The 19,152-nt window shown below is 69.7% G+C and carries 19 protein-coding genes; 7 read left to right on the top strand and 12 right to left on the bottom strand.

The window, feature by feature from the left end; translation table 11 throughout:
• The first annotated feature begins 28 nt into the window (after window positions 1-28).
• Together E1H18_RS07185 and E1H18_RS07180 are read left to right on the top strand one after the other, a co-directional pair.
• Window positions 29-1,519 carry an esterase-like activity of phytase family protein gene (locus E1H18_RS07185; protein WP_172265349.1) on the top strand — a complete coding sequence of 497 codons (1,491 nt, stop codon included), beginning with the start codon at window positions 29-31 and terminating at the stop codon, window positions 1,517-1,519.
• A complete protein-coding gene (locus E1H18_RS07180; protein ID WP_172265346.1) occupies window positions 1,516-1,920 on the top strand; it encodes a DUF1636 family protein in 405 nt (134 codons plus the stop codon). The genes E1H18_RS07185 and E1H18_RS07180 overlap by 4 nt, the downstream gene beginning before the upstream one ends.
• On the opposite strand, the gene E1H18_RS07175 is transcribed toward E1H18_RS07180, so the two are convergent.
• The 4 genes from E1H18_RS07175 to E1H18_RS07160 form a co-directional block, all read right to left on the bottom strand.
• Window positions 1,877-3,067, bottom strand: a complete 1,191-nt coding sequence (locus E1H18_RS07175) for an MFS transporter (protein ID WP_172265343.1) — start codon at window positions 3,065-3,067, stop codon at window positions 1,877-1,879. The two genes, E1H18_RS07180 and E1H18_RS07175, sit on opposite strands and share 44 nt — an antisense overlap.
• A gap of 38 nt (window positions 3,068-3,105) precedes the next feature.
• Window positions 3,106-3,870: a DeoR/GlpR family DNA-binding transcription regulator gene (locus E1H18_RS07170; RefSeq protein WP_172265340.1), complete on the bottom strand. Its 765-nt coding sequence runs from the start codon at window positions 3,868-3,870 to the stop codon at window positions 3,106-3,108.
• Window positions 3,871-3,980: 110 nt separating this feature from the next.
• Window positions 3,981-4,673, bottom strand: coding sequence for an aspartate/glutamate racemase family protein (locus E1H18_RS07165; protein ID WP_172265337.1), 693 nt, complete (start codon window positions 4,671-4,673; stop codon window positions 3,981-3,983).
• Window positions 4,674-4,721: 48 nt separating this feature from the next.
• Entirely contained in the window at window positions 4,722-5,186 is a 465-nt protein-coding gene (locus E1H18_RS07160; RefSeq protein ID WP_172265334.1) for a PaaI family thioesterase, read from the bottom strand.
• A 99-nt stretch (window positions 5,187-5,285) separates the two neighbouring features.
• On the opposite strand from E1H18_RS07160, the gene E1H18_RS07155 reads away from it, so the two are divergent.
• Window positions 5,286-5,876, top strand: coding sequence for a TetR/AcrR family transcriptional regulator (locus E1H18_RS07155; protein WP_172265331.1), 591 nt, complete (start codon window positions 5,286-5,288; stop codon window positions 5,874-5,876).
• Here the strand turns inward: E1H18_RS07155 and E1H18_RS07150 are convergent.
• From E1H18_RS07150 to E1H18_RS07115, 8 genes are all read right to left on the bottom strand, one after another.
• Window positions 5,873-8,086, bottom strand: coding sequence for a transglycosylase domain-containing protein (locus E1H18_RS07150; RefSeq protein WP_172265328.1), 2,214 nt, complete (start codon window positions 8,084-8,086; stop codon window positions 5,873-5,875). The genes E1H18_RS07155 and E1H18_RS07150 overlap by 4 nt on opposite strands.
• A 233-nt stretch (window positions 8,087-8,319) precedes the next feature.
• Window positions 8,320-8,730 carry a MucR family transcriptional regulator gene (locus tag E1H18_RS07145; RefSeq protein WP_172265325.1) on the bottom strand — a complete coding sequence of 137 codons (411 nt, stop codon included), beginning with the start codon at window positions 8,728-8,730 and terminating at the stop codon, window positions 8,320-8,322.
• Between the two features lie 82 nt (window positions 8,731-8,812).
• Window positions 8,813-10,357, bottom strand: coding sequence for a SulP family inorganic anion transporter (locus E1H18_RS07140; RefSeq protein WP_172265322.1), 1,545 nt, complete (start codon window positions 10,355-10,357; stop codon window positions 8,813-8,815).
• Window positions 10,354-11,049, bottom strand: a complete 696-nt coding sequence (locus E1H18_RS07135; RefSeq protein WP_172265319.1) for a carbonic anhydrase — start codon at window positions 11,047-11,049, stop codon at window positions 10,354-10,356. The genes E1H18_RS07140 and E1H18_RS07135 overlap by 4 nt, the downstream gene beginning before the upstream one ends.
• Before the next feature lie 209 nt (window positions 11,050-11,258).
• Window positions 11,259-12,587 (bottom strand): ATP-binding protein, encoded by a 1,329-nt coding sequence (locus E1H18_RS07130; RefSeq protein WP_172265316.1) that lies wholly within the window; start codon window positions 12,585-12,587, stop codon window positions 11,259-11,261.
• A gap of 5 nt (window positions 12,588-12,592) precedes the next feature.
• Entirely contained in the window at window positions 12,593-13,321 is a 729-nt protein-coding gene (locus E1H18_RS07125; protein WP_172265313.1) for a response regulator, read from the bottom strand.
• A gap of 286 nt (window positions 13,322-13,607) precedes the next feature.
• The gene (locus tag E1H18_RS07120) at window positions 13,608-13,913 is read right to left on the bottom strand and encodes a hypothetical protein (protein WP_172265310.1); all 306 of its coding nucleotides are present in this window, start codon (window positions 13,911-13,913) and stop codon (window positions 13,608-13,610) included.
• 193 nt (window positions 13,914-14,106) lie between these two features.
• Complete coding sequence (locus E1H18_RS07115) at window positions 14,107-16,089, bottom strand: phytase (protein ID WP_172265748.1); 1,983 nt, start codon at window positions 16,087-16,089, stop codon at window positions 14,107-14,109.
• A gap of 121 nt (window positions 16,090-16,210) precedes the next feature.
• On the opposite strand from E1H18_RS07115, the gene E1H18_RS07110 reads away from it, so the two are divergent.
• From E1H18_RS07110 to pal, 4 genes are all read left to right on the top strand, one after another.
• Window positions 16,211-16,537, top strand: coding sequence for a PepSY domain-containing protein (locus E1H18_RS07110; protein ID WP_172265307.1), 327 nt, complete (start codon window positions 16,211-16,213; stop codon window positions 16,535-16,537).
• Window positions 16,538-17,203, top strand: coding sequence for a response regulator transcription factor (locus E1H18_RS07105; protein WP_172265304.1), 666 nt, complete (start codon window positions 16,538-16,540; stop codon window positions 17,201-17,203).
• The gene (locus E1H18_RS07100) at window positions 17,200-18,540 is read left to right on the top strand and encodes an ATP-binding protein (protein ID WP_172265301.1); all 1,341 of its coding nucleotides are present in this window, start codon (window positions 17,200-17,202) and stop codon (window positions 18,538-18,540) included. The genes E1H18_RS07105 and E1H18_RS07100 overlap by 4 nt, the downstream gene beginning before the upstream one ends.
• A gap of 68 nt (window positions 18,541-18,608) precedes the next feature.
• Window positions 18,609-19,151, top strand: coding sequence for a peptidoglycan-associated lipoprotein Pal (gene pal / locus E1H18_RS07095; protein WP_172265298.1), 543 nt, complete (start codon window positions 18,609-18,611; stop codon window positions 19,149-19,151).
• Window position 19,152: the final 1 nt, after the last annotated feature.

Below are 19,152 nucleotides of genomic sequence, written 5' to 3'. Positions count from 1 at the left end.
GTCCGCCACCCCTTATGAGGAACGCCTGATGTCGCGTCGCCGTCTCGCCGGAACTCTTGCGGGCCTGTTGGCCCTGACCCTGACCGGCGAAGCTGCGGCCCAGTCTCAGGCCTATCTCACGCCGCACTGGGACCAGAGCGCGGGCGAGACGGCGGTGACCTTCGGCGGCAAGACCTACATCAACCGCGGCCTGGTGGCCGTGGGCTGGCTGCCGGCTGCGACGCGTGATTTCCAGGGCGAGACCCTGGGTTCGTTCTCCAGCATGGCGCTGTCCAACTGGAAGAAGATGGCCGACGGCGCCTATGTCGGGACCTTGCGGACCCTGCCGGATCGCGGGCCGAACATGGTCGGACCGTTCGTCGGCACGACCGACTACGCCAACCGCGTCCACGAGCATCAGGTCCGCCTGGTTCCGGGTCAGGGGCTGACCATCACCCCCACCGGCGGCGTCCTGTTGAAGGACCAGGCCGGCCAGCCGTTCACCGGCATGGATCCGGGCTCGAACGTCGTCGTGCGCGGCGAGGTGCGCTATCCCTCGCCGGCCAGCGGCGAGGGCGCAGGCAAGATCAGCCTGGACAGCGAGGCCATCGCTTACCTGCCGGATGGAAGCTTCTACGTCTCGGACGAGTATGCGGCGGGCATCTACCTGTTCGACAAGACCGCAAAGCTGGTCGGCGCCATCCAGACCGTGCCGGCCCTGCTGCCGATGAAGAAGGGTCAGCTGGACTTCGGGGCCGAGAAGGCGCCGACGACCGGTCGTCGCAACAACCAGGGCCTGGAGGCTCTGACCGTCAGCCCCGACGGCAAGCGCCTGATCGCCGTGCTGCAGAGCGCGGCCATGCAGGACCAGTCGGGCGACAACGCCACCCGCAACAACACCCGCGTGCTGGTCTACGACATCACCAGGACCAAGCTGCCCAAGGCCCCGATCGGTCACTACGTGCTGCAGCTGCCGATCGTGCGCGAAGCCGGCGATGGCCGGCCTGCAGACATCACCGCCGCCCAGTCCGAGGCCCTGGCGCTCAGCGACACGCGCCTTCTGGTCCTGGCCCGCGACGGCAATGGCCGGGGCAAGGGCACGCCCAACGTCCCGGTCTACAAGAGCATCCTGCTGGTCGACCTGGAGCGGGCCTCCAATCTGGCCGGCACGCCCTACGAACAGGACGCCAAGCCGATCGCCAAGGACGGCGTGTTGAACCCCGACATCAAGCCCGCCGCCCAGGCCGAGCTGGTCAACATCCTCAACCCCGTGCAACTGGCCAGGTTCGGCCTGAATCTGGAGGTGTCTCCCTCGACCCAAACCAGCCTGCCGGAGAAGATCGAGGCCCTGGCCGTCGGCTCGGCCTTCGACGCGGCGGCGCCCAACGACGTCTTCCTGCTGGTCGGCTCGGACAACGACTTCGCCACCGCCAAGGGCTACGTCAACGGCCAGGACTTCGACGCGGGCCTGAAGGGCGAGACCGGGACGGGCGACAACGACAGCCTGGTCCTCGTCTACCGACTGGCCCTGCCGCAGTGACGGTTCTGCGCGACGCCGACGATGCGGCCGCCATCGTCGTCTGCAACACCTGCCGGGTCTCGGCGGAGGAGCGCGAGACGCCCGAGGGCGTGCGCGGCGGCGCGCTGCTGGCGTCGGCCCTGCGCGAAGCCGCGGCCGGTACGGACGTGGCGATCCAGGAGATGCCGTGCCTGTTCAACTGCGCGCAACACTGCTCGATCCACCTGCGCGCGCCCGGAAAGATCGGCTACGTCCTGGGCCGGTTCGAGCCCACGGCCGAGGCCGCCGAAGCCATCGTCGCCTACGCCCGGGCCTACGCCGCCAGCGAAGAAGGCGTCGTGCCCTACCGCCAGTGGCCCGAGGGCGTGAAGGGCCATTTCATCGTCCGGGTTCCGCCGGCTGGGAAGCTGGTGGCGGACTGACCTCGCGGTCGCGCGCTGGCGCCGTCAGTCGGCCCGCCAGCAGCGGCGTCAGGGCGAACAGGCCGGCCAGCAGCCAGAAGGCGCCGTGCAGGCCGGTGATCTGTGCGACGCCGCCGATCCCGGCCGGGCCGATCAGGATGCCGGCATAGCCTATGGTCGACAGGGCCGAGATCGCCTGGGCGGCCGGCATGGCGGTCTGGACGCCGGCCAGGCGGAACAGCACCGGCACGATATTGGCCGCACCCAGGCCGATCAGGATGAAGCCGCTCAGCGCCACGACGGCCACCGGGGCTGCCAGCAGCACGACGAACCCGGCTACCGCCAGGAGCCCGCCCCAGCGCAGCACCGTCTCGTCGCCCAGGCGCGCGACGACCTTGTCGCCGACCAGGCGTCCGGCGGTCATGGCGATCGAGAACAGCATGAAGCCCAGGCCGCCCTGCGCCACCGCCACCAAGCCGTTCTTGGTGATGAGCAGCGCGCTCCAGTCCAGCATCGCGCCCTCCGCCAGGAAGGTCGCCGCCGCCAGCAGGGACAGCAGCAGCACGACGCCGCGCGGCAGGGCGAACCCAGCGCCGTCCGGATCGCCCTTGGCGCGGATCAGGCGCGGGGCGGTCAGGCCCATGGCCGCCAGCATCAGGACGGCGTTGATGATCACGCCGGTCAGCGGCGACAGTCCCAGCGACAGCATGACGGTCATCGCGGTCGCGCCCGCGACGCCGCCGATGCTGTAGAGCGCGTGAAAGCCCGACATCAGCGGCCGATCCGAGACGCGCTCGACATCGACGGCATGGATGTTCATGGCCACGTCCAGAGTGCCCAGCGCCGCGCCGAAGGCGAAGAGCGCCGCGCCCAGCGCCACCGGCGAGTCGGCGATCGCCAGCAGCGGCAGGAACACGCTGACGCCCACGCCGCCCAGAATGATGATCGGACGGCTGCCAAAGCGGCCGGCGAGCGCGCCCGTCGCCGACATGGTCACGACCGAGCCCAGGCCCAGGCACAGCAGCAACATGCCCATGGCGCCGTCGCCGATCGCCAGCCGGGTCTTGGCGAAGGGCACCAGCGGGGCCCAGGAGGCGACCCCGAAGCCGGCGACGAGGAAGGCGAGGCGCGTGGCGAGGCGCGCCGCCGCGGAAGACGGCAAGGCCATGGTGGGGAGCTCCGGGAGACGATCTGCGGTGGAGGTTGCTAGGCCAGGATGATCCGGGCGCCGCCCTGGGCCAGGTCATCCCGGACGCCCTGGGGCGCGTCGGCTTCCAGGATCAGGGTGTCCAGAGCCTCGAGCGGGGCCACGCGGTGCGGTGCGCGGGTCTCCAGCTTTTCGGTGACGGCCATCAGCACGATGGCTTCGCTGACGCCGACCAGGGCGCGTTTGAAGGCCGCGTCGCCGGCGTCGAAAATGCAGGCCCCGTGGCGGACCGACAACGCGCAGGCGCCCAGGAAGCAGCGGTCGATGCTCAGCTGTTGAACCGCCAGCACCGCCGAGGCGTCGATCACGCCGCCCACCTCGCGATTGACCATTCCGCCCAGGATCATGAAGTCCAGGCTTTGGCGCTCGAACAAGACCGAGGCGATCGGCACCGAGTTGGTGATGACCTTCAGGTCCAGGTCGTCGGGCAGTTCGGCGGCCAGGGCCAGATTGGCGCTGCCGTTGTCCAGGAAGACGACCTCGCCGGGGGTGACCAGCCGGGCCGCCGCCCGCGCGAGGGTCCGTTTGCGGTCCACGTCCTCAGCGGCGCGAACGCTCATCGACGCCGAGATCGGCGAGATCGGCAGCGCCCCGCCATAGACGCGTCGGCAGCGGCCCTGCGCGGCCAGGGCGCGCAGGTCGCGGCGAATGGCGTCCTCGGAGACCGAGAACTCTTCGGCGAGCGCCGCCGCGACGACGGTCTGGCCCTGGTCCAGCCTTTTGGCGATCAGCTCGCGACGCGCGACGGGAGGAGTGTCGTTCATGATTGCACGCCATATCGTGCAAAATCGTGCATTTCAAGTCGTGTTTGGCTGCAGTGTCGTCGATGTGCGTGGTGAGCTATGCATGTTTTTGCATGTTTCGTCGCCTTGCCTCACTCCGCCAGCGCGAAGTCCACAGCGGCATTGGCGTGGATATCGGTGCTGTCGAAGGCGGGCAGGGGTGAGGTTTCGACGTCCAGGATCATGCAGATCTCGGTGCATCCGAAGATCAGGCTGTCGGCGCCCTGGGCCTTGGCGGTCTGGATCAGGCCCAACAGCACCTCACGCGAGCTGTCCTTGACGACGCCGGCGCACAGTTCCTCGAAGATGATGTCGTGGGTCGCTGTGCGGCCTTCGGCGTCGGGGACGACGACGTCGATCCCGTGGCGCTCCATGCGCGCCTGGTAGAAGCCGTTCTCCATCGTGTAGCGCGTGGCGATCAGCAGGGGGCGGCGGAAGCCGGCCGCCTTCAGCTTGGCGGCGGTCTCGTCGATCACGTGGATGACCGGGACGCTGACGGCGGCTTCGACGGCCGGGGCGACCAGGTGCATGGTCACTGCGCAGATCAGCACGCACTGGGCGCCGGCGCCTTCCAGCGCCTTGGCGACCGCACCAAGATGGCGGCCGGCGTCATCCCAGCGGGCCGACTTCTGCATGTCGACGACCTCCTGGAAGTTCACCGAGCCCAGCACCAGGTCGGCCGAGTTGAAGCCGCCCAGCCGGGCGCGAACCGCCTCGTTGATCTTGCGATAGTAGATCGCCGTGGCTTCGAAGCTCATTCCGCCGACCAGCCCGATCTTGCGCATCGCATCACTCCTGAACTTGAGCGGCCAGTCTAGGCGGACGCCGCGAGTCTAGGCCAGGGCCTGGATCGCCGCCTGCTCGGCGGGCCAGTGGTCGAAGGCCAGCAGGATCTGCTGGGCGGTCGCCTCGGCGATCAGGGCGCCGTCCGCGCGCCGAAACTCCGCCCGCGCGGTGATCAGCTGGCGGGTCCGGGCCACGATGCGGGCTTCGATCGCCAGGGGGCCATCGCGTCCGATCTTCAGAAAGCTCATCTGCAGGTTCACGGTGCGATAGAGCCGGTCGTGCGGCACGACGGTCATGGCTGCGAAGGCCAGGACCTGGTCGGCGAGGGCGGCCAGATAGCCACCGAACAGCGAGCCGTCGGCGGTGGCCAGTTCGGGCGTCGGCCGCCAGGACTTGCGCACCCAGCCGTCGCCCCAGTCGTCGATCAGGCCCAGTCTCAGGGTCTCGACGATCGGGGGCGGCGTCGCCGTCCCGGCCTTCAGCGCGTCCAGTCGATCGGTGGCCCAGGTCATGGCAGTCTCCGGCTTGTCGAACCTGACGGAAGGCTAGGGGAGGCGGCCCGGCTCTGTTACTCGACTTTCCGGGGACTGCCGGGCCGGGGAGGGCTTGGAATGGACACCGCTGAAAACATGCGGAAAATCCCGCGCCAGAGCCGCGCCCAGGACACGGTCGACGTCGTGCTGGAGGCGGCGGCTCAGCTTTTGGAAGCCTCGGGCGAGGCCGGGTTCAACACCAACGCCGTCGCCGAGCGGGCGGGGGTCAGCATCGGCGCCCTCTATCGCTACTTTCCCGACAAGCAGTCGATCCTGCGCGCCCTGGCCCTGCGCGAGACCGAGGCGCACCGGCGCGCCGTGATGGCGGTGGTCGAGGACGGCGCGCCGGGTCTGGCTCGTGACCGGGCCATCATCCGCGCCTTCGTGCAGGCCTTTGCCGGCCGCAACCGGGCGCGACGGATCGCGGCGTCGGCGATGCTGGCCCAGGCCGACCATGCCGAGCTGGCGGCGCGGTTCTCGGCGGCCGAGGAAGGCATCCTCGATGCGAACGGTCAGCCGCTGACCCGCGTCCAGGCCTTCGTGCTGTCACGCGCGGTGCACGGGGCCCTGCGGGCGGCCGTGCTGGAGGGCGCCGATTTCCTGCAGAGCCAGGCGTTCGAGGACGAGCTGGTGCGGCTGGGCCGCGCCTATCTCGGCTACGTGGTCTAGGGGCGCGGCTCAGGCGGAGGGGGTGCGATGGGCGCCGCGGGCGCCGCGGGGGCGGCAGGCGGCGCTTCAGGCGCGTCCGGCACGACCAGCGGGGCCAGCGGCAGGCCGTCGGGGCCGATCTCGCCTTCCAGCGGCAGGCCCAGGTCTTCCAGCGGATCGACTTCGACCGGCGCGGCGGCCGGACGGCCCAGGGCCGCCAGCATGAAGGCCTTCCAGATCTTGGCCGGCTCGCCGCCGCCGACGACGCCGTTCATCGGGCTGTTGTTGTCGTTGCCCAGCCAGACGCCGACCACCAGGTCCTCGACGTAACCGACGAACAGGGCGTCGTGATAGTTCTGGGTGGTGCCGGTCTTGCCGTAGGCGCCGGCGATCGCCGCTTCCAGGCCCGTGCCGCGATGGGTGGCCGAGCGCAGCAGGTCGCGCATGTTGGCCAGCACCGCCTTGTCGTATTGGCGCGTGGCCGGCTTCTGGAAGGTCTCCAGGCCGTGGGCGACGATCGGATACTCGCCCGCCGCCACCGAGGCGTAGGCCGCCGTCAGTCGGGTCAGGCTCATCGGACCGGTGCCCAGCGCCATGGTCAGGTCGGTGGGGATGTCCTCGGTGACGCCCAGGTCGCGGGCGACCTTGATGACCTTTGCCGGACCCAGCTCGTGGGCCAGGCGCACGGCGGCGACGTTGGACGAGCCGGCGAAGGCGGTGATCAGCGGCACTTCGCGGCCGTGATACTTGCCCTCGTGGTTCTTGGGCATGTAGCCGCTGACCGCTACCGGGGTGTCCAGGATCGGGCTGGTGACGGTCATGCCCTCGCGCAGGCCGGCCAGATAGACGAACAGCTTGAAGGCCGAGCCCGGCTGGCGCTCGGCGTCGGCGCGGTTGAACTGGCTCGTCGCATAGTCGCGGCCGCCGACCATGGCCACGATGCGGCCGTCCTTGCGCATGGCCACCAGGGCGCCTTGCGTGACGTTCAGCACCTTGCCGTCGCGGCTGATGTAGTCGTTGAGGATCTGCTCGGCGCGGGCCTGCAGCTTGGGATCCAGGGTGGTGCGGACCTGCGTCTCGCCATAGCGGGCGCCGATCGTGGCGCGGGCCTGGGGCAGGACCCAGTCGGCGAAGTACGAGCCGGTCGGCAGCTTGTCCTGCGCTTCGACCGGGGCGACGTTGCGCACGCCGTCGGCCTGGGCGCGGGTGATCGTGCCGGTCTCGACCATGGCTTCCAGCACCACGGCCATGCGCTCGCGGGCGCCGTCGAGGTTGCCGGTGGGGGCCAGGCGCGAGGGGGCCTTGACCATGCCGGCCAGCATGGCGGCCTCACCGACCGACAGCTGTTCGGGCGACTTGCCGAAATAGTGGCGGGCCGCGGCGCGCAGGCCGAAGGCGCCGTCGCCGAAATAGACCGACGACAGATAGCGCGACAGGATCTCGTCCTTGGAGAGGCGCATCTCCAGATAGACCGCGATCATCGCCTCCTGCGCTTTGCGACGCAGGTTGCGGTCGCTGCTCAGGAAGGCGTTCTTGGCCAGCTGCTGGGTGATGGTCGAGCCGCCTTCGGACACGCCGCCGGCCTGGGCGTTGCGGCCCAGGGCGCGCATGATGGCCTTGGGGTCGACGCCCATGTGGCTGCGGAAGCGGCGATCCTCTATGGCGATGAAGGCGCCGGGCACGTAGGCCGGCAGCTTGGCCACATCGATCGGGGCTTCCTTGTACGAGCCGCGGCGGGCGATCGGCGAGCCGTCCTGGGCCACCAGAACGATGGCGGAGTTGTCCAGCGGCTCCAGGGCGCGGCTCAGCGGCAGCGACCAGAACAGCGAGGCGACCAGCACCGCAATCAGAACCAGGGCGGCGGCTGCGCCGCCGATCCACAGCGGGCGCTTCCAGATCGGCTTCTTGGCGGGCTTGGCGACCGGCTCGGCCGGGGAAAGCGCGGCCTCGGGAACGGCCTCGACGGCTTCCGGGAGTTCGGTTTCCGCGACCTCAGGCTCGGCGTCCTGCGGTGGCGTTTCGGGCTCGACGACCGGGATCTCGACTTCAGGCTCGACCGGTGCGGCGGCGACCTTGCGCGGGCGACGCGGCTTGGGCGGCGCGGGATCCGAGGCCGTGGCGGTCGGCTCGCCGGCCGAAGCCGACATCGCCGCCGAAGCGCGGGGCTTGCGAGGCTTGCGCGGCTTCGGCGCCGGGCTTGCGGGAGAAACGTCTTTGGGATCGTCGGACATGGGGCGCTCGCTTCGGGCGCACGCCCTCACTCGTCTCGGCGGCTGGAATACCACACGGCCCCGGCAAGCCAAGCGCGCGGAACGGGAAGTTTTTTCGCACCCCGCCCTTGAATGGCCAGAAAGCGAGCATAACTCACCCTCTGTGAGGCGAGAGCCTCTGCCCTTCCTGGGCGTTTCCTCCCTAACTTCTCAGCCCGGACGGTTTCGCCCGGGCTTTTCTTTTGCGCGTTTGTCTATTCGGCCGCGACGGCCAGGCCGCCGAAGCGCTGGGCGCGGGCGGCGTTGGAGCGCAGGTCCGAGAAGCTTTTGGCCACCAGCGGGTAGTCGTCCGGCAAACCCCACTTGGCGCGGTACTGGTCGTCGGTCAGGCCCAACTGGTTCAGATGACGGCGCAGCGAGCGATAGCGGCGGCCGTTCTCGAAGCTGATGATCGCATCGTCGGTGATGCTGGCGGCGATCTCTTCCTCGGAAGGCGCGTTGCGCGGCGCGATCGCGCCCGGCTGGCCGGCGAACACCAGCTCCAGGGCGGCGTAGGTGCGGGCGGTCAGGCCCGGCAGGTCGTCGGCGGCGACCGAATTGTTGCTGACATAGGCGGCGACGACCTGAGCGGCGATCTCCGCGGCGCGTTCCTGAGCTTTGTTCATCACAAGTCTCGCTTTCGCTTAAGAAAAAGGCCCGGGAACACGCTTGGAAGGGCGTCCCCGGGCCGGGTAGGCGGGTTAGGTCCTAGTGGGCTCCGGCGGCGCGCAGGCGGTCACCGAAGGCGCAGGGGCTGGGGAGTTCGACGTGAACCCCGACCCGCGCCTTGCCCTTCATCCAGTCGCTCAGCGCTTCGGCCACCGTGTGGTCGAGGCTGGTGAGGCCCCGGGTGTCGAGCTTGACGCGACCGTTGTTGGGAACGGCGTCCAGAACCTTGGCGATCTTCGGCAGCTGGACGAAGGTGGCCGCGCCCTCGAGACGGATTTCCTTCTCGTCGCCCACGTCTTGCTGGGCGATGTTCAGGCGCATCTTCTTGAGGTTCGGAACCAGTTCCAGCAGCGTCAGGGCCATACCGACCAGCACGCCGGTCAGCAGGTCCGTGGCCACCACCATCACGAAGGTGGCGCCCCAGATCAGGGCCGGCAGCAAGCCGTAGCGGGCGAACAGGTGGCGGACGTGGTCGAGGCTGACCAGCTTCCAACCTGTCACGACCAGCACACCGGCCAGGGCCGCGGACGGCACCATGCGCAGCAGCCAGGGCAGCAGGGCGACGAAGGCCAGGATCCACACGCCGTGCAGGATGGCCGACATGCGGGTCACGGCGCCGGCCTGGACGTTGGCCGAGCTGCGCACGATCACGCCGGTCATCGGCAGGGCGCCGACAAAGCCGCACAACATGTTGCCGATGCCTTGGGCGCCCAGCTCCTTGTTGTACTTCGTACGCTCGCCGTCATGCATGCGGTCCACCGCGGCGGCCGACAGCAGGGTCTCGGCCGAGGCGATGAAGGCCACCGCGACAGCGGTCACCAGCAGCATGGGGTTGGCCATCTTGGCGAAGTCGGCGACGCCGGGGATGGCGATCGCCGCGACGATCGATTCCGGCACGACGATCTTCTGGACGTCCAGGTTCAGCGCGATGGCCAGCACGGTGCCGGCGATGACGCCGAGCAGGGCGCCCGGGACCAGCTTCAGGGCCTTGGGACGGAACTTCTCCCACAGCAGGATCGAACCGATGGTCACCACGCCGACGGCCAGGGCCGCTTCGACTTGGGTCAGGGTCGCGAACTGCACGCCGGCGATGGCGCCCGGGATGGCCGCCAGGTTCTGCAGACCGTGGGCCTTGGGCGAGTCTCCGAACAGGACGTGGAACTGACCGGCGACGATCAGCACGCCGATACCGGCCAGCATGCCGTGCACGACGGCCGGCGAGATGGCGCGGAACCACTGGCCCAGCTTGAACGCGCCGGCGACCAGTTGCACCAGGCCGGCGACGACCAGGATCGGACCCAGCATGGACAGGCCGTGCTTGGCCACGATCTCGAACACGATGACCGCCAGGCCGGCGGCGGGGCCGCTGACCTGCAGGGGCGAGCCGGCCATGGCGCCGACGATGACGCCGCCGATGATGCCGGTGATCAGGCCGCGTTCGGCCGGAACGCCCGAGGCGACGGCGATGCCCATACACAGGGGCATCGCCACGAGGAAGACGACGATCGACGCGATGAAGTCACGTGAGATGGTCGCCGAGAAACCGGTCTTTGCAGCCGGGGAGGAGGCGGCGGGAGCGGTCATTCGGCGGCGATGCCCAGGTGATCGGCGGCGACCATGCGCTTGGCCGGACGGGCGGCGACGGGCAGGGGCGAGCCTTCGTAGACTTGCTCGAACTGGCCGGTGTCGCCGTTATAGGCCTGGATCTGGCCGGTCTCGATCTCGAAGAACCAGCCGTGCAGGGTCAGCTTGCCCTGAGCCATGGCCGAGGCCACCGACGGGTGAGTCCGGAGATGATTCAGCTGAACGACGACGTTCTCCAGCGACAGGGCGCGGGTCGTGCCGTGCTCGTCCAGGCCGTGATAGGCGTTGCAGACGACGCTGTGGGCGGCGTGAGCGTGACGCAGCCAGGCGGCGACGTTCGGCATCTTTTCCAGAGCGGCCGGGTTCGAGAACGCCTTCATGGCGCCGCAGTCCGAGTGGCCGCAGACGACGATGTCGCGAACGCCCAGCGCCATGACGGCGTATTCGACGGCCGACGAGACGCCGCCATTGGCTTGGCTGAACGGCGGCACGATGTTGCCGGCGTTACGGCAGACGAACAGGTCGCCCGGCGCGGCTTGCGTGATCAGCTCGGGAACGACGCGGCTATCGGCGCACGAGATCATCAGGGCCGACGGGCTTTGGCCGTGGCTGGCCAGGCGCTCGTACAGGGCGCTCTGGGCGGGGAAGACTTGGCCGCGGAACAGCGCGGCGCGTTCGAGAAACTGTTCCAAGGGAACCTCCGTGCGCTGAAGCCAGGCTGGCGAGACGCGGTGGTCTCGACGGGCCAAACCTCAAGTGAACTTTATCCGCCGCGACGCTTGGAAAAGGGGGGGCAGGCGCCGCGGCGGGCGTCAGGCGGGTGGCGCCTGACACACTACGAAGGTCGTGTCGGGGTTTTGCTGCGTCGCAGCGGTTTTGTTACAAAGGGTATCAGCTGCTCTCAGAGCGCTGGAAGCCGAAGCTCAACTCGCAAACCGCCTTGAGCACGGTTCTTCAACACCAAGCTGCCGCCTTCGCGCTGCAATATCTGTTGCACGATGGTCAGCCCCAGGCCCAGGCCTGCAGTATTGCGGGCGCGGGCGTCGTCCAGCCTGTGGAAAGGTTGCAGAACCTGCGCCAGCTGGTCGTCCGGAATGCCCGGGCCGTTGTCCTCGACCGCCAGGACGATGGTGCGATCTTCGCGCGACAGGGTCAGCGCGGCGTTGCCGCCATAGTGCAGGGCGTTCTCGACGAGATTGTTGATGGCGCGCTTCAACGACAGGTGTCGGGCCATGACCGGAACGTGTTCCAGGCCGGCGAAGGTGGCCGGACGTTCGGCGTCGGCGGCGTCGTCGACGATGGTCATGGCGAGCGCGGCCAGGTCGATGCGGCGGGGCGGTTCGGGATCCTCCTGGCCGCCCAGATAGGCCAGCAGGGAGTTGAGCATCGCCGCCATTTCGTCGACGTCGTTCTCCAGCGCTTCGCGGGCGGCGGTGTCCTGGACGAAGCCGGCGCGCAGGCGCAGGCGGGCGAGCGGGGTGCGCAGATCGTGGCTGACGGCCGCGAGGGCCTCGGTGCGGGTCTTGAGCAAGCCGGCGATGCGGTCCTGCATGGCGTTGAAGGCCTTGGCCACCAGCTTCAGGTCGCCGGCCCCGCTTTCGGCGATCCGAACCTGGGCGCCCTGGCCCTGGCCGATCTTGTCGGCGGCCTCGGCCAGCGCGCGGAGGGGGCGGCTGAGATTGCGCAGCACCAGGGCTGCGGCGGCGATGACGCCCAGCCCCAGGATGAAGGCCGAGCCGGCGCTGCTGAGCAGGACGGCCCATGAGGCGGCGCGGATCTTGGTCTTCAGGGTGACCCAGGTGCCGTCGCGCAGCTTCAGCGCCACCTTCAGGTGGGTGTCGCGCGGCAGGCTGCGGTCGATGTCGGCATTGAAGCGCAGGTCGCGGCCGCGCAGGGTCGGCTCGGCGTCCTGGAAACGCTCCCGCATCTGCTGCTCGGTGGCGCGATCATGGTTGATCAGCGGCGGCAGCGCCGACCAGTGCAGGCTGACGCCATGGCTGGACATCTCCTCGGCGTGCGAGGGACGGATGTCCGGCGGCGAGACGTCGAGAAGCGCTTCGGCGGTCACCAGCTGTTCGGCGGCCCGCCGGATCTGGTTGTCGCGATTGGGATAGATCCGGCTGTTCTCGAAGAGGATCGAGCTGCCGATGAACTCCAGCGCCACGGCCAGCATCAGGACCAGGGTGACCTGGCCGACCAGCCGCTGGGGCCACAGCCGCAACGGCTTCATGCAGGCTATCTACGCTCCACGGCGGCGGTAAAGATGTACCCCACGCCTCTGACGGTCCGCAGGAGAGCCTCGGCCTGACCGGTGACGGCCAGTTTGCGGCGCAGGCGGCTGACCAGCACGTCGATACTACGATCCGAAGCGTCGGAGAAGCGCGCGCGCGACATCTCCAGCAGGCGCTCGCGACCGATCACGCGCTGCGGTGAGCTGAGGAACGCCAGCAGCAGGTCGAACTCGGCGCCGGACAGGTCCACGAAGGCGCCGTCGGGCGACAGCAGCTCGCGACGACCCGGATCCAGCGTCCAGCCAGCGAAGGTCATCTGCTGATGGCCGCGCGGCTGGGCGGTCTGAACGCCGTTCTGGGTGCGGCGGAGGATCGCGCGGATGCGGGCGATCAACTCCTTCTTGCTGAAGGGCTTGCCGATATAGTCGTCGGCGCCCAGCTCCAGGCCGATCAGGCGATCGGTCTCGTCGTCGCGCGCGCTGAGCATGACGATCGGCACGTCGCTCTCGCGGCGGATGCTGCGGCACAGGTCGAAGCCGTTGCTGCCGGGCAGCATGATGTCGAGCAGGATCAGGTCGACCGCGTTGGTCTCCAGCATCCGCGCCATCTCGGCGCCGTGGGCGGCGCTGAGCGGCTGGAAGCCTTCCTCGCGCAGCAGGCGCATGAGCAGGGTGCGCAGAGCCGGATCGTCCTCGACGATCAGCACGACGGGCGCGACGGGAGCTGTCGCCATCTCGCGGGGCAGAGCGATAGTGCCTGGGCCTGTAGAGTCCATCATTCCGGTACTTAAGCGCGGCGAGGCCGCGAACAAGGTGAACTTAGCGCTTTCCGGCCATCGTCGCCCAGCAATGGGCTGCCCTGGAATGGGTATGACGGGCCTCCCTCGGCGCCAAGCGTCTTCCGGCTGGGCTGGCCGCGGCCTTTCATCGCGGTGAAGAAAGGGCGCCCCCGCGCGTATTGCAGGTATTGGGGATTACGCGCGGAGGCTGGCCGCCGAAGCGGCGTCTAGTGTCCGGGCCTTAGGCGGCGCGGCAGATTTCCGAGACCTGGGCGCGCACGGCGTCGGCCTGCGACTTGGCGGCGGAGGCCTTGTGGAAGGTCACGTGGACCACGCCTTCGCCAGCTTGAGCCTTGGCGACGTCGGCGCGGGCGCTCAGGGTCTTGGCGGCCGGCGCGGCGCAGGCGATGGACGCCTCGACGGTGACCATGCGCTTCTTGTGAACTTCTTCGGTGAAGGTCCGACCTTCGCCGGCCGGGCCCGCGAAGGCCGGAGCCGCGGCGAGGGTCACGAAGGCGGCGAGGCTGATGGAAGCGAGAACTTTCATAACGTTACGACTCCGGTGGCGTCTGGGCGAGGGGCTAAGGCCGACCGTCGCCGTCGATCCACATCTTCAAAAGGGATGGCCGCCCCCATCGTGGGAGCGGCCGTGCTGTGTTTAAAGATTGGGGAGGACGCCTTGCGGTTCTGCATCGCGTTCGTGACAAAGAATGTCTCGCCGCGAGTCTGGGCGCCTCTGCTCAGAGTTTGAGCTTTTCGGCGATGACCGACCACGGGACCAGCTTGAAGTTCTGGTTTTCGGGCGGGGAAACGTTGCGGCCGTCCTGGGCGACGAAGGCTCCGCCCTCCAGGCCTGCGCCCAGCGAGGCGGAGGTCACCTCCAGGCCGTCGGTCTCGGAAATCCCGTCGATGCCGCTGGCGCCGTTGGCGTTGACCGCAAAGCTGCCGACATAGGCGTTGTCGCCCTCGCGGCGGAACACGGCGTAGGTGTTGTTGCCCTGGCTGGAGACGATGACATAGCCCTTGCCTTTGGGCTGGGCGTAGATCGCCACGCCTTCCAGGTCGTCCTTGAGCGCCGGGTTGTCGGCGATGCGGGCGATGGCGGTCTTGGCCGAGCCCGTCTTGGCGTCGGCGCCCAGCTTCCACAGGGCGACGTCCTCTTCGGCGACGTACAGCGCGCCGGTCTCGTCGTCGGCGACGCAGCCTTCGGTCTGGGTGTCGAACTTGAGGTCGCGGACGGGCAGGGCGCGGACCTTGCCGGCGGCGGTGGCGGTCAGCTTCCACTGGCGCATCAGGCCGTCCGGATCGCCGATGAACACGAAGGTCTCGCCCTTGCGGTCCTGGTACATGCACAGGCCGTACGGATCCGACAGGCCGGTCGGGATGTGGCCGTCGGCGACGCTGGTCAGCATCCGTGTCGCCGGATCGACCGTGTACAGAGCGATCGACTTGTGGGTGCGGTCGCTGGCGGCGACCAGGGCCACGCTCTTGCCGGCCAGCTTGAAGCCGTGGCGGACGTCGACATTGTTCATCTTGCCGTCCGGCAGGTCCTGCAGGAGCTTGCCCGACAGGTCGTAGACCATCAGGCCACGCTTCTTGTTGGTGCCGATGATCGTGCTTTGGGCGGGATCGGTCGGGTGGACCCAGATGGCCGGGTCGTCGGCGGCGTCGCCGTCATTGGCGACCGGCGTGGTCTCCATGGACGCCTGGACCAGGGCCAGCTTGCTGGGCGCTACGGCGGGCGCGTCCTCGCCGACGGGCAGCTTCAGGGCGGCGGCGACGTCGGCCCACGAGACGATCTTGCTGTTGGCGCCTTGCTTGCGGTCGTCGGCGATCAGCAGCGCGCCGGCGGGAAGGCTCGCGCCGACCGGCGCGCGCAGGCCGTACAGGCCCGAGGGGCTGTCGATGGCGACCTGGAACGCCCCGAGGAAGCGATCGTCGGCGTTGCGGTCGTAGACGTTGAACGCGCCGGCCTCGACATTGGCGGCGACGAGATAGTTCCCGCCCTTGCCGCCATTGAACACCGCCAGGCCGCCGACCTCGCCCTGGATCTTGCCCAGGCGGTTGGCGTCGATCAGCGTGGGAACCGCCTCGGCCTCGGGATCGGCGTCGTAGCGCCAGACGCCGACGGCTTCCTGGGCGACATAGAGCGCGCCGCTGGCGTCGTCGGCGACGCAGAACTTGGCCTCCGACGACAGGGTCAGGCGGCGCACGATACGGCCGTCCATCTTGCCGTCGGCCGTGGGATACAGCAGCCACTGATCCAGCTGACCCGCGCCGCCCAGCGAAAAGGCGTAGAGCGCGCCGTCGCGGGCGCTGCGATGCAGGCACACGCCTTCGCCGGCATAGCCCAGCGTCAGCGGCCGGGCGCCGATGGCCGTGGTCTTGCCGCTGGCGAAGTCGTAGCGCGACAGCCGCAGGCGGCCTTCCTTGCGGTCGAGAACGGCGATCAGGTCGTCGCGGACGTCGACCGCGTAGGTCTCGCCGCCAGGCGTCGCGCCGGTGCGCTGGCCGTCCAGGCCGTAGGCTTCCAGGCCGCCCAGTTCGCCGCTGGCCAGGATCACGCTCTTGGCGGGATCCGAGGGATTCCTCAGCAAGGCCACGCCGTTGGCGCCGCCTTGGGCGGTGGGAACGGTCGCCCCGATGGGCGCGACGGTCTGGGAAAGCGCCGGCGTGGCGGCGGCGAGCGCCAGCAGGCTGGCGGCGAGCTTCAGGCGGTTCATGGTCGTAGCCCCTCTGGTCATGTCGGCCGCTCCCTTAGAAGCGCCTGGCTGACATCGGGCTGACGGATAGCGTTGCCGTGCGTCAGGGCCGTGTCAGGATAGCCGTGGAATCATCGAGCCCATGATCAAGCATCCCATCCGCATCGCCTTGCTCGCGCTGGCCGCCGTCACCGTCGTGTCCGCGAGCGGCGCGTCCGCCGACGACAAGAAGAAGCAATCCCACGAGGCCGCCCGCCAGGCGCTGCTGCGCAAGGAGGTCCTGCCGCTGACCCGTATTCTGGCCATTGCCGCCCAGCGCGCGCCCGGCGAGGTGATCGAGGTCGAGCTGGAGGAGGCCGGCAAGGGCCGCTTGAAATACGACCTGAAGATTCTCTCCAAGAACGGCCGCGTCCGCGAGCTGGAGCTGGACGCCAAGACCGGCGCGACCCTGAAGCTCGAGGACGACTGAATGCGCGCCCTTGTCGTCGAGGACGATCCCGTCGTCGGTCCCGACCTGGCCAAGGCGCTGGGCGAGGCCGGCTTCGTCGTGGATCTATCCCGCGACGGCGAGGATGCGTCGTACAGGGGCGAGGTCGAAGACTACGCCGTCGTGATCCTGGACCTTGGCCTGCCGCGCCTGGACGGCCTGTCTGTCCTGCGCCGCTGGCGCAAGGACGGCCGGGCCTTTCCGGTGCTGATCCTGTCGGCGCGCGGCGACTGGACCGAGAAGGTCGAGGGGATCGAGGCCGGGGCCGACGACTATCTGGCCAAGCCGTTCCAGATGGGCGAGCTGTTGGCGCGCGCCCGCGGGCTGGTGCGCCGCGCGGCGGGCCGCACCTCGCCGGTGATTCAGGCCGGTCGCCTGGCCCTGGACACCCGCCGGATGTCGGCGACCCTGGACGGCGCGCCGCTCAAGCTGTCGCCGCTGGAATTTCGGCTGCTGGACTGCCTGGCGCACAATCCGGGCCGCGCGGTCTCGGCCGGCGAGTTGGCCGAGCAACTGTACGGCGTCGCCGACACTGCGGACGCCAACGCGATCGAGGCCCTGGTCACCCGCCTGCGCCGCAAGGTCGGGGCCGAGGTGATCGAGACCCGCCGCGGCTTCGGCTATCTGCTGACGGGCGTGACCGCGTGAAGGGCGTCTCGCTCCGTTGGCGGCTGATCGCCGGCGGCATGCTGGCGATTCTGGCGGCTCTGGCGGTGTCGTGGCTGGCCATGACCTGGCTGTTCGAGCGCCACATCGTCCGCCGCGAGACCGCCGAACTGACCCGCGTCGGCCAGGCGGTGGTGGCGGGGTTGCGGCTAGGGCCGGACGGAACACCCAGTGTCGAAGCGCGCCTGGCCGATCCGCGCCTGATGAAGGCCGCCGGCGGGCTCTATTGGCAGGTCACCGCTCCGGCGGGCAGCCAGCGGTCGGTGTCGCTGTGGGACCAGGCGCTGGCGGCCTCGAAGGTCGACGGCGACGACTGGCACGCGCGTCTGGCCGACGGACCGTTCGACGATCGCGTGCTGCTGGTCGAGCGTATGGTCCGGCCCGACAAGCATGGCCCGCCGGTGCTGGTCCAGGCCGCCAGCGACGCAAAGGCCTTGAGCGAGGCCCGCGGCGCGTTCGGCCGCGATCTGGCGCTGTTCCTGGCCGGATTGTGGGTCGTGCTGTCTGCGGCGGCCGCGCTTCAGGTCACCCTGGGCCTCTCGCCGCTGGCGCGGGTGCGCGAGGACCTTTCCCGCCTGCGCAAGAGCCCGGCGGCGCGCATGTCCGACGACCACCCGCGCGAGATCGCACCCCTGGCCCAGGCCATCAACGCCCTGGCCGAAGCGCGGGAAGGGGACGTCGCCCGGGCCCGCCGACGGGCTGGCGATCTGGCCCACAGTCTGAAGACGCCGCTGGCGGCGCTGTCGGCTCAGAGCCGTCGCGCCCGCGAGGCCGGCGCCGCCGAGGCTGCCGACGGCCTCGACGCCGCCATCGCCGCCGTCGCCGCCGCCCTGGAGGCCGAGCTGGCGAGAGCGCGCGCCGCCGCCGCCCGCGAGAGCGCCTTCTCGGCCACGACCGCGCCCTTGCGTGTGGCCGAGCGGCTGGTGGCGGTGCTGGAGCGCACGGCAGATGGCGAGCGGTTGATGTTCGACGTCGAGATCCCTGAAAACCTTGAGGTTCCGGCCTCGCAGGACGCCGTCACCGAGATGCTGGGCGCCCTGATCGAGAACGCCGCCCGCTTCGCCCGCCGTCAGGTGCGGATCTCAGGCGAAGCGGGGCTGCTAGTCGTCGAGGACGACGGCCCCGGCATGGACGAAGGCCGCGCCGAAGCCGCCTTGGCGCGCGGCGCACGGCTGGACGAAGCGGGACCGGGGCATGGGCTGGGTCTGGCGATCGTCCGCGACCTGGCGGAGGCCTCGGGCGCGACGCTGCGCATGGACCGCTCGGCGCTGGGCGGGCTGCGGGCCTCCATCGCCTGGCCGCAAGCTTCGCCGTTATAAGGTTCTTATGCTTGAGCTTGCGGCGAGGGCCGGCTGCATGGGCGGCGAACCCTCAGTCCGGATTAGCCATGCTCAAGACCCATCACCTGTCGGCCGCCGCCGCGATCACCCTGGCTCTGGCCCTGTCGGCCTGCGCCTCCAAGCCCAAGCCGCAGCCCGTCGCCACCGCGCCGCAAGCCCCGGCCGAGGCGCCGGGCTGGGACGACAGCCGTCCGACCCTGCCGCAGAGCGCCGAGGCTCTGAGCCTGCAGCAGCAACTGGCCGCCGCCGCCGGCGACCGCGTGTTCTTCGCCCTCGACAGCCACACCCTGAGCGACGACGCCCGCGCCGTCCTGGCCGCACAGGCTCAGTGGCTGATCCGCAATCCGGGCGTCCGGGTGATGGTGGCCGGCAATTGCGACGAACGCGGCACCCGCGAGTACAACTTCGCCCTGGGCGCGCGCCGCGCTTCGTCGGCTCGTGACTTCCTGGTGGCGCAAGGCGTCGCTGCCGCCCGCCTGCAGACCGTCTCGTACGGCAAGGAACGTCCGATCGACGCCGGCGCCAGCGAGGACGCGTGGTCGCGCAATCGCAACGCCGGCTCCGTCGTCATCGACCTCGCGCCGCTCTAAC

Origin of the sequence: Caulobacter sp. RHG1, assembly GCF_013181195.1 — a bacterium.
GTDB lineage: Bacteria > Pseudomonadota > Alphaproteobacteria > Caulobacterales > Caulobacteraceae > Caulobacter.
This window is presented reverse-complemented; position numbering and strand designations above follow the sequence as displayed.

Excerpts from the sequence above, each read along its gene's own strand:
- E1H18_RS07185 (WP_172265349.1), top strand. The coding sequence starts at position 29 with ATGTCGCGTCGCCGTCTCGCCGGAACTCTTGCGGGCCTGTTGGCCCTG.
- E1H18_RS07175 (WP_172265343.1), bottom strand. The coding sequence starts at position 3,067 with ATGGCCTTGCCGTCTTCCGCGGCGGCGCGCCTCGCCACGCGCCTCGCC.
- E1H18_RS07170 (WP_172265340.1), bottom strand. The coding sequence starts at position 3,870 with ATGAACGACACTCCTCCCGTCGCGCGTCGCGAGCTGATCGCCAAAAGG.
- E1H18_RS07165 (WP_172265337.1), bottom strand. The coding sequence starts at position 4,673 with ATGCGCAAGATCGGGCTGGTCGGCGGAATGAGCTTCGAAGCCACGGCG.
- E1H18_RS07160 (WP_172265334.1), bottom strand. The coding sequence starts at position 5,186 with ATGACCTGGGCCACCGATCGACTGGACGCGCTGAAGGCCGGGACGGCG.
- E1H18_RS07155 (WP_172265331.1), top strand. The coding sequence starts at position 5,286 with ATGGACACCGCTGAAAACATGCGGAAAATCCCGCGCCAGAGCCGCGCC.
- E1H18_RS07150 (WP_172265328.1), bottom strand. The coding sequence starts at position 8,086 with ATGTCCGACGATCCCAAAGACGTTTCTCCCGCAAGCCCGGCGCCGAAG.
- E1H18_RS07145 (WP_172265325.1), bottom strand. The coding sequence starts at position 8,730 with ATGAACAAAGCTCAGGAACGCGCCGCGGAGATCGCCGCTCAGGTCGTC.
- E1H18_RS07140 (WP_172265322.1), bottom strand. The coding sequence starts at position 10,357 with ATGACCGCTCCCGCCGCCTCCTCCCCGGCTGCAAAGACCGGTTTCTCG.
- E1H18_RS07130 (WP_172265316.1), bottom strand. The coding sequence starts at position 12,587 with ATGAAGCCGTTGCGGCTGTGGCCCCAGCGGCTGGTCGGCCAGGTCACC.
- E1H18_RS07125 (WP_172265313.1), bottom strand. The coding sequence starts at position 13,321 with ATGGCGACAGCTCCCGTCGCGCCCGTCGTGCTGATCGTCGAGGACGAT.
- E1H18_RS07120 (WP_172265310.1), bottom strand. The coding sequence starts at position 13,913 with ATGAAAGTTCTCGCTTCCATCAGCCTCGCCGCCTTCGTGACCCTCGCC.
- E1H18_RS07115 (WP_172265748.1), bottom strand. The coding sequence starts at position 16,089 with ATGAACCGCCTGAAGCTCGCCGCCAGCCTGCTGGCGCTCGCCGCCGCC.
- E1H18_RS07110 (WP_172265307.1), top strand. The coding sequence starts at position 16,211 with ATGATCAAGCATCCCATCCGCATCGCCTTGCTCGCGCTGGCCGCCGTC.
- E1H18_RS07105 (WP_172265304.1), top strand. The coding sequence starts at position 16,538 with ATGCGCGCCCTTGTCGTCGAGGACGATCCCGTCGTCGGTCCCGACCTG.
- pal (WP_172265298.1), top strand. The coding sequence starts at position 18,609 with ATGCTCAAGACCCATCACCTGTCGGCCGCCGCCGCGATCACCCTGGCT.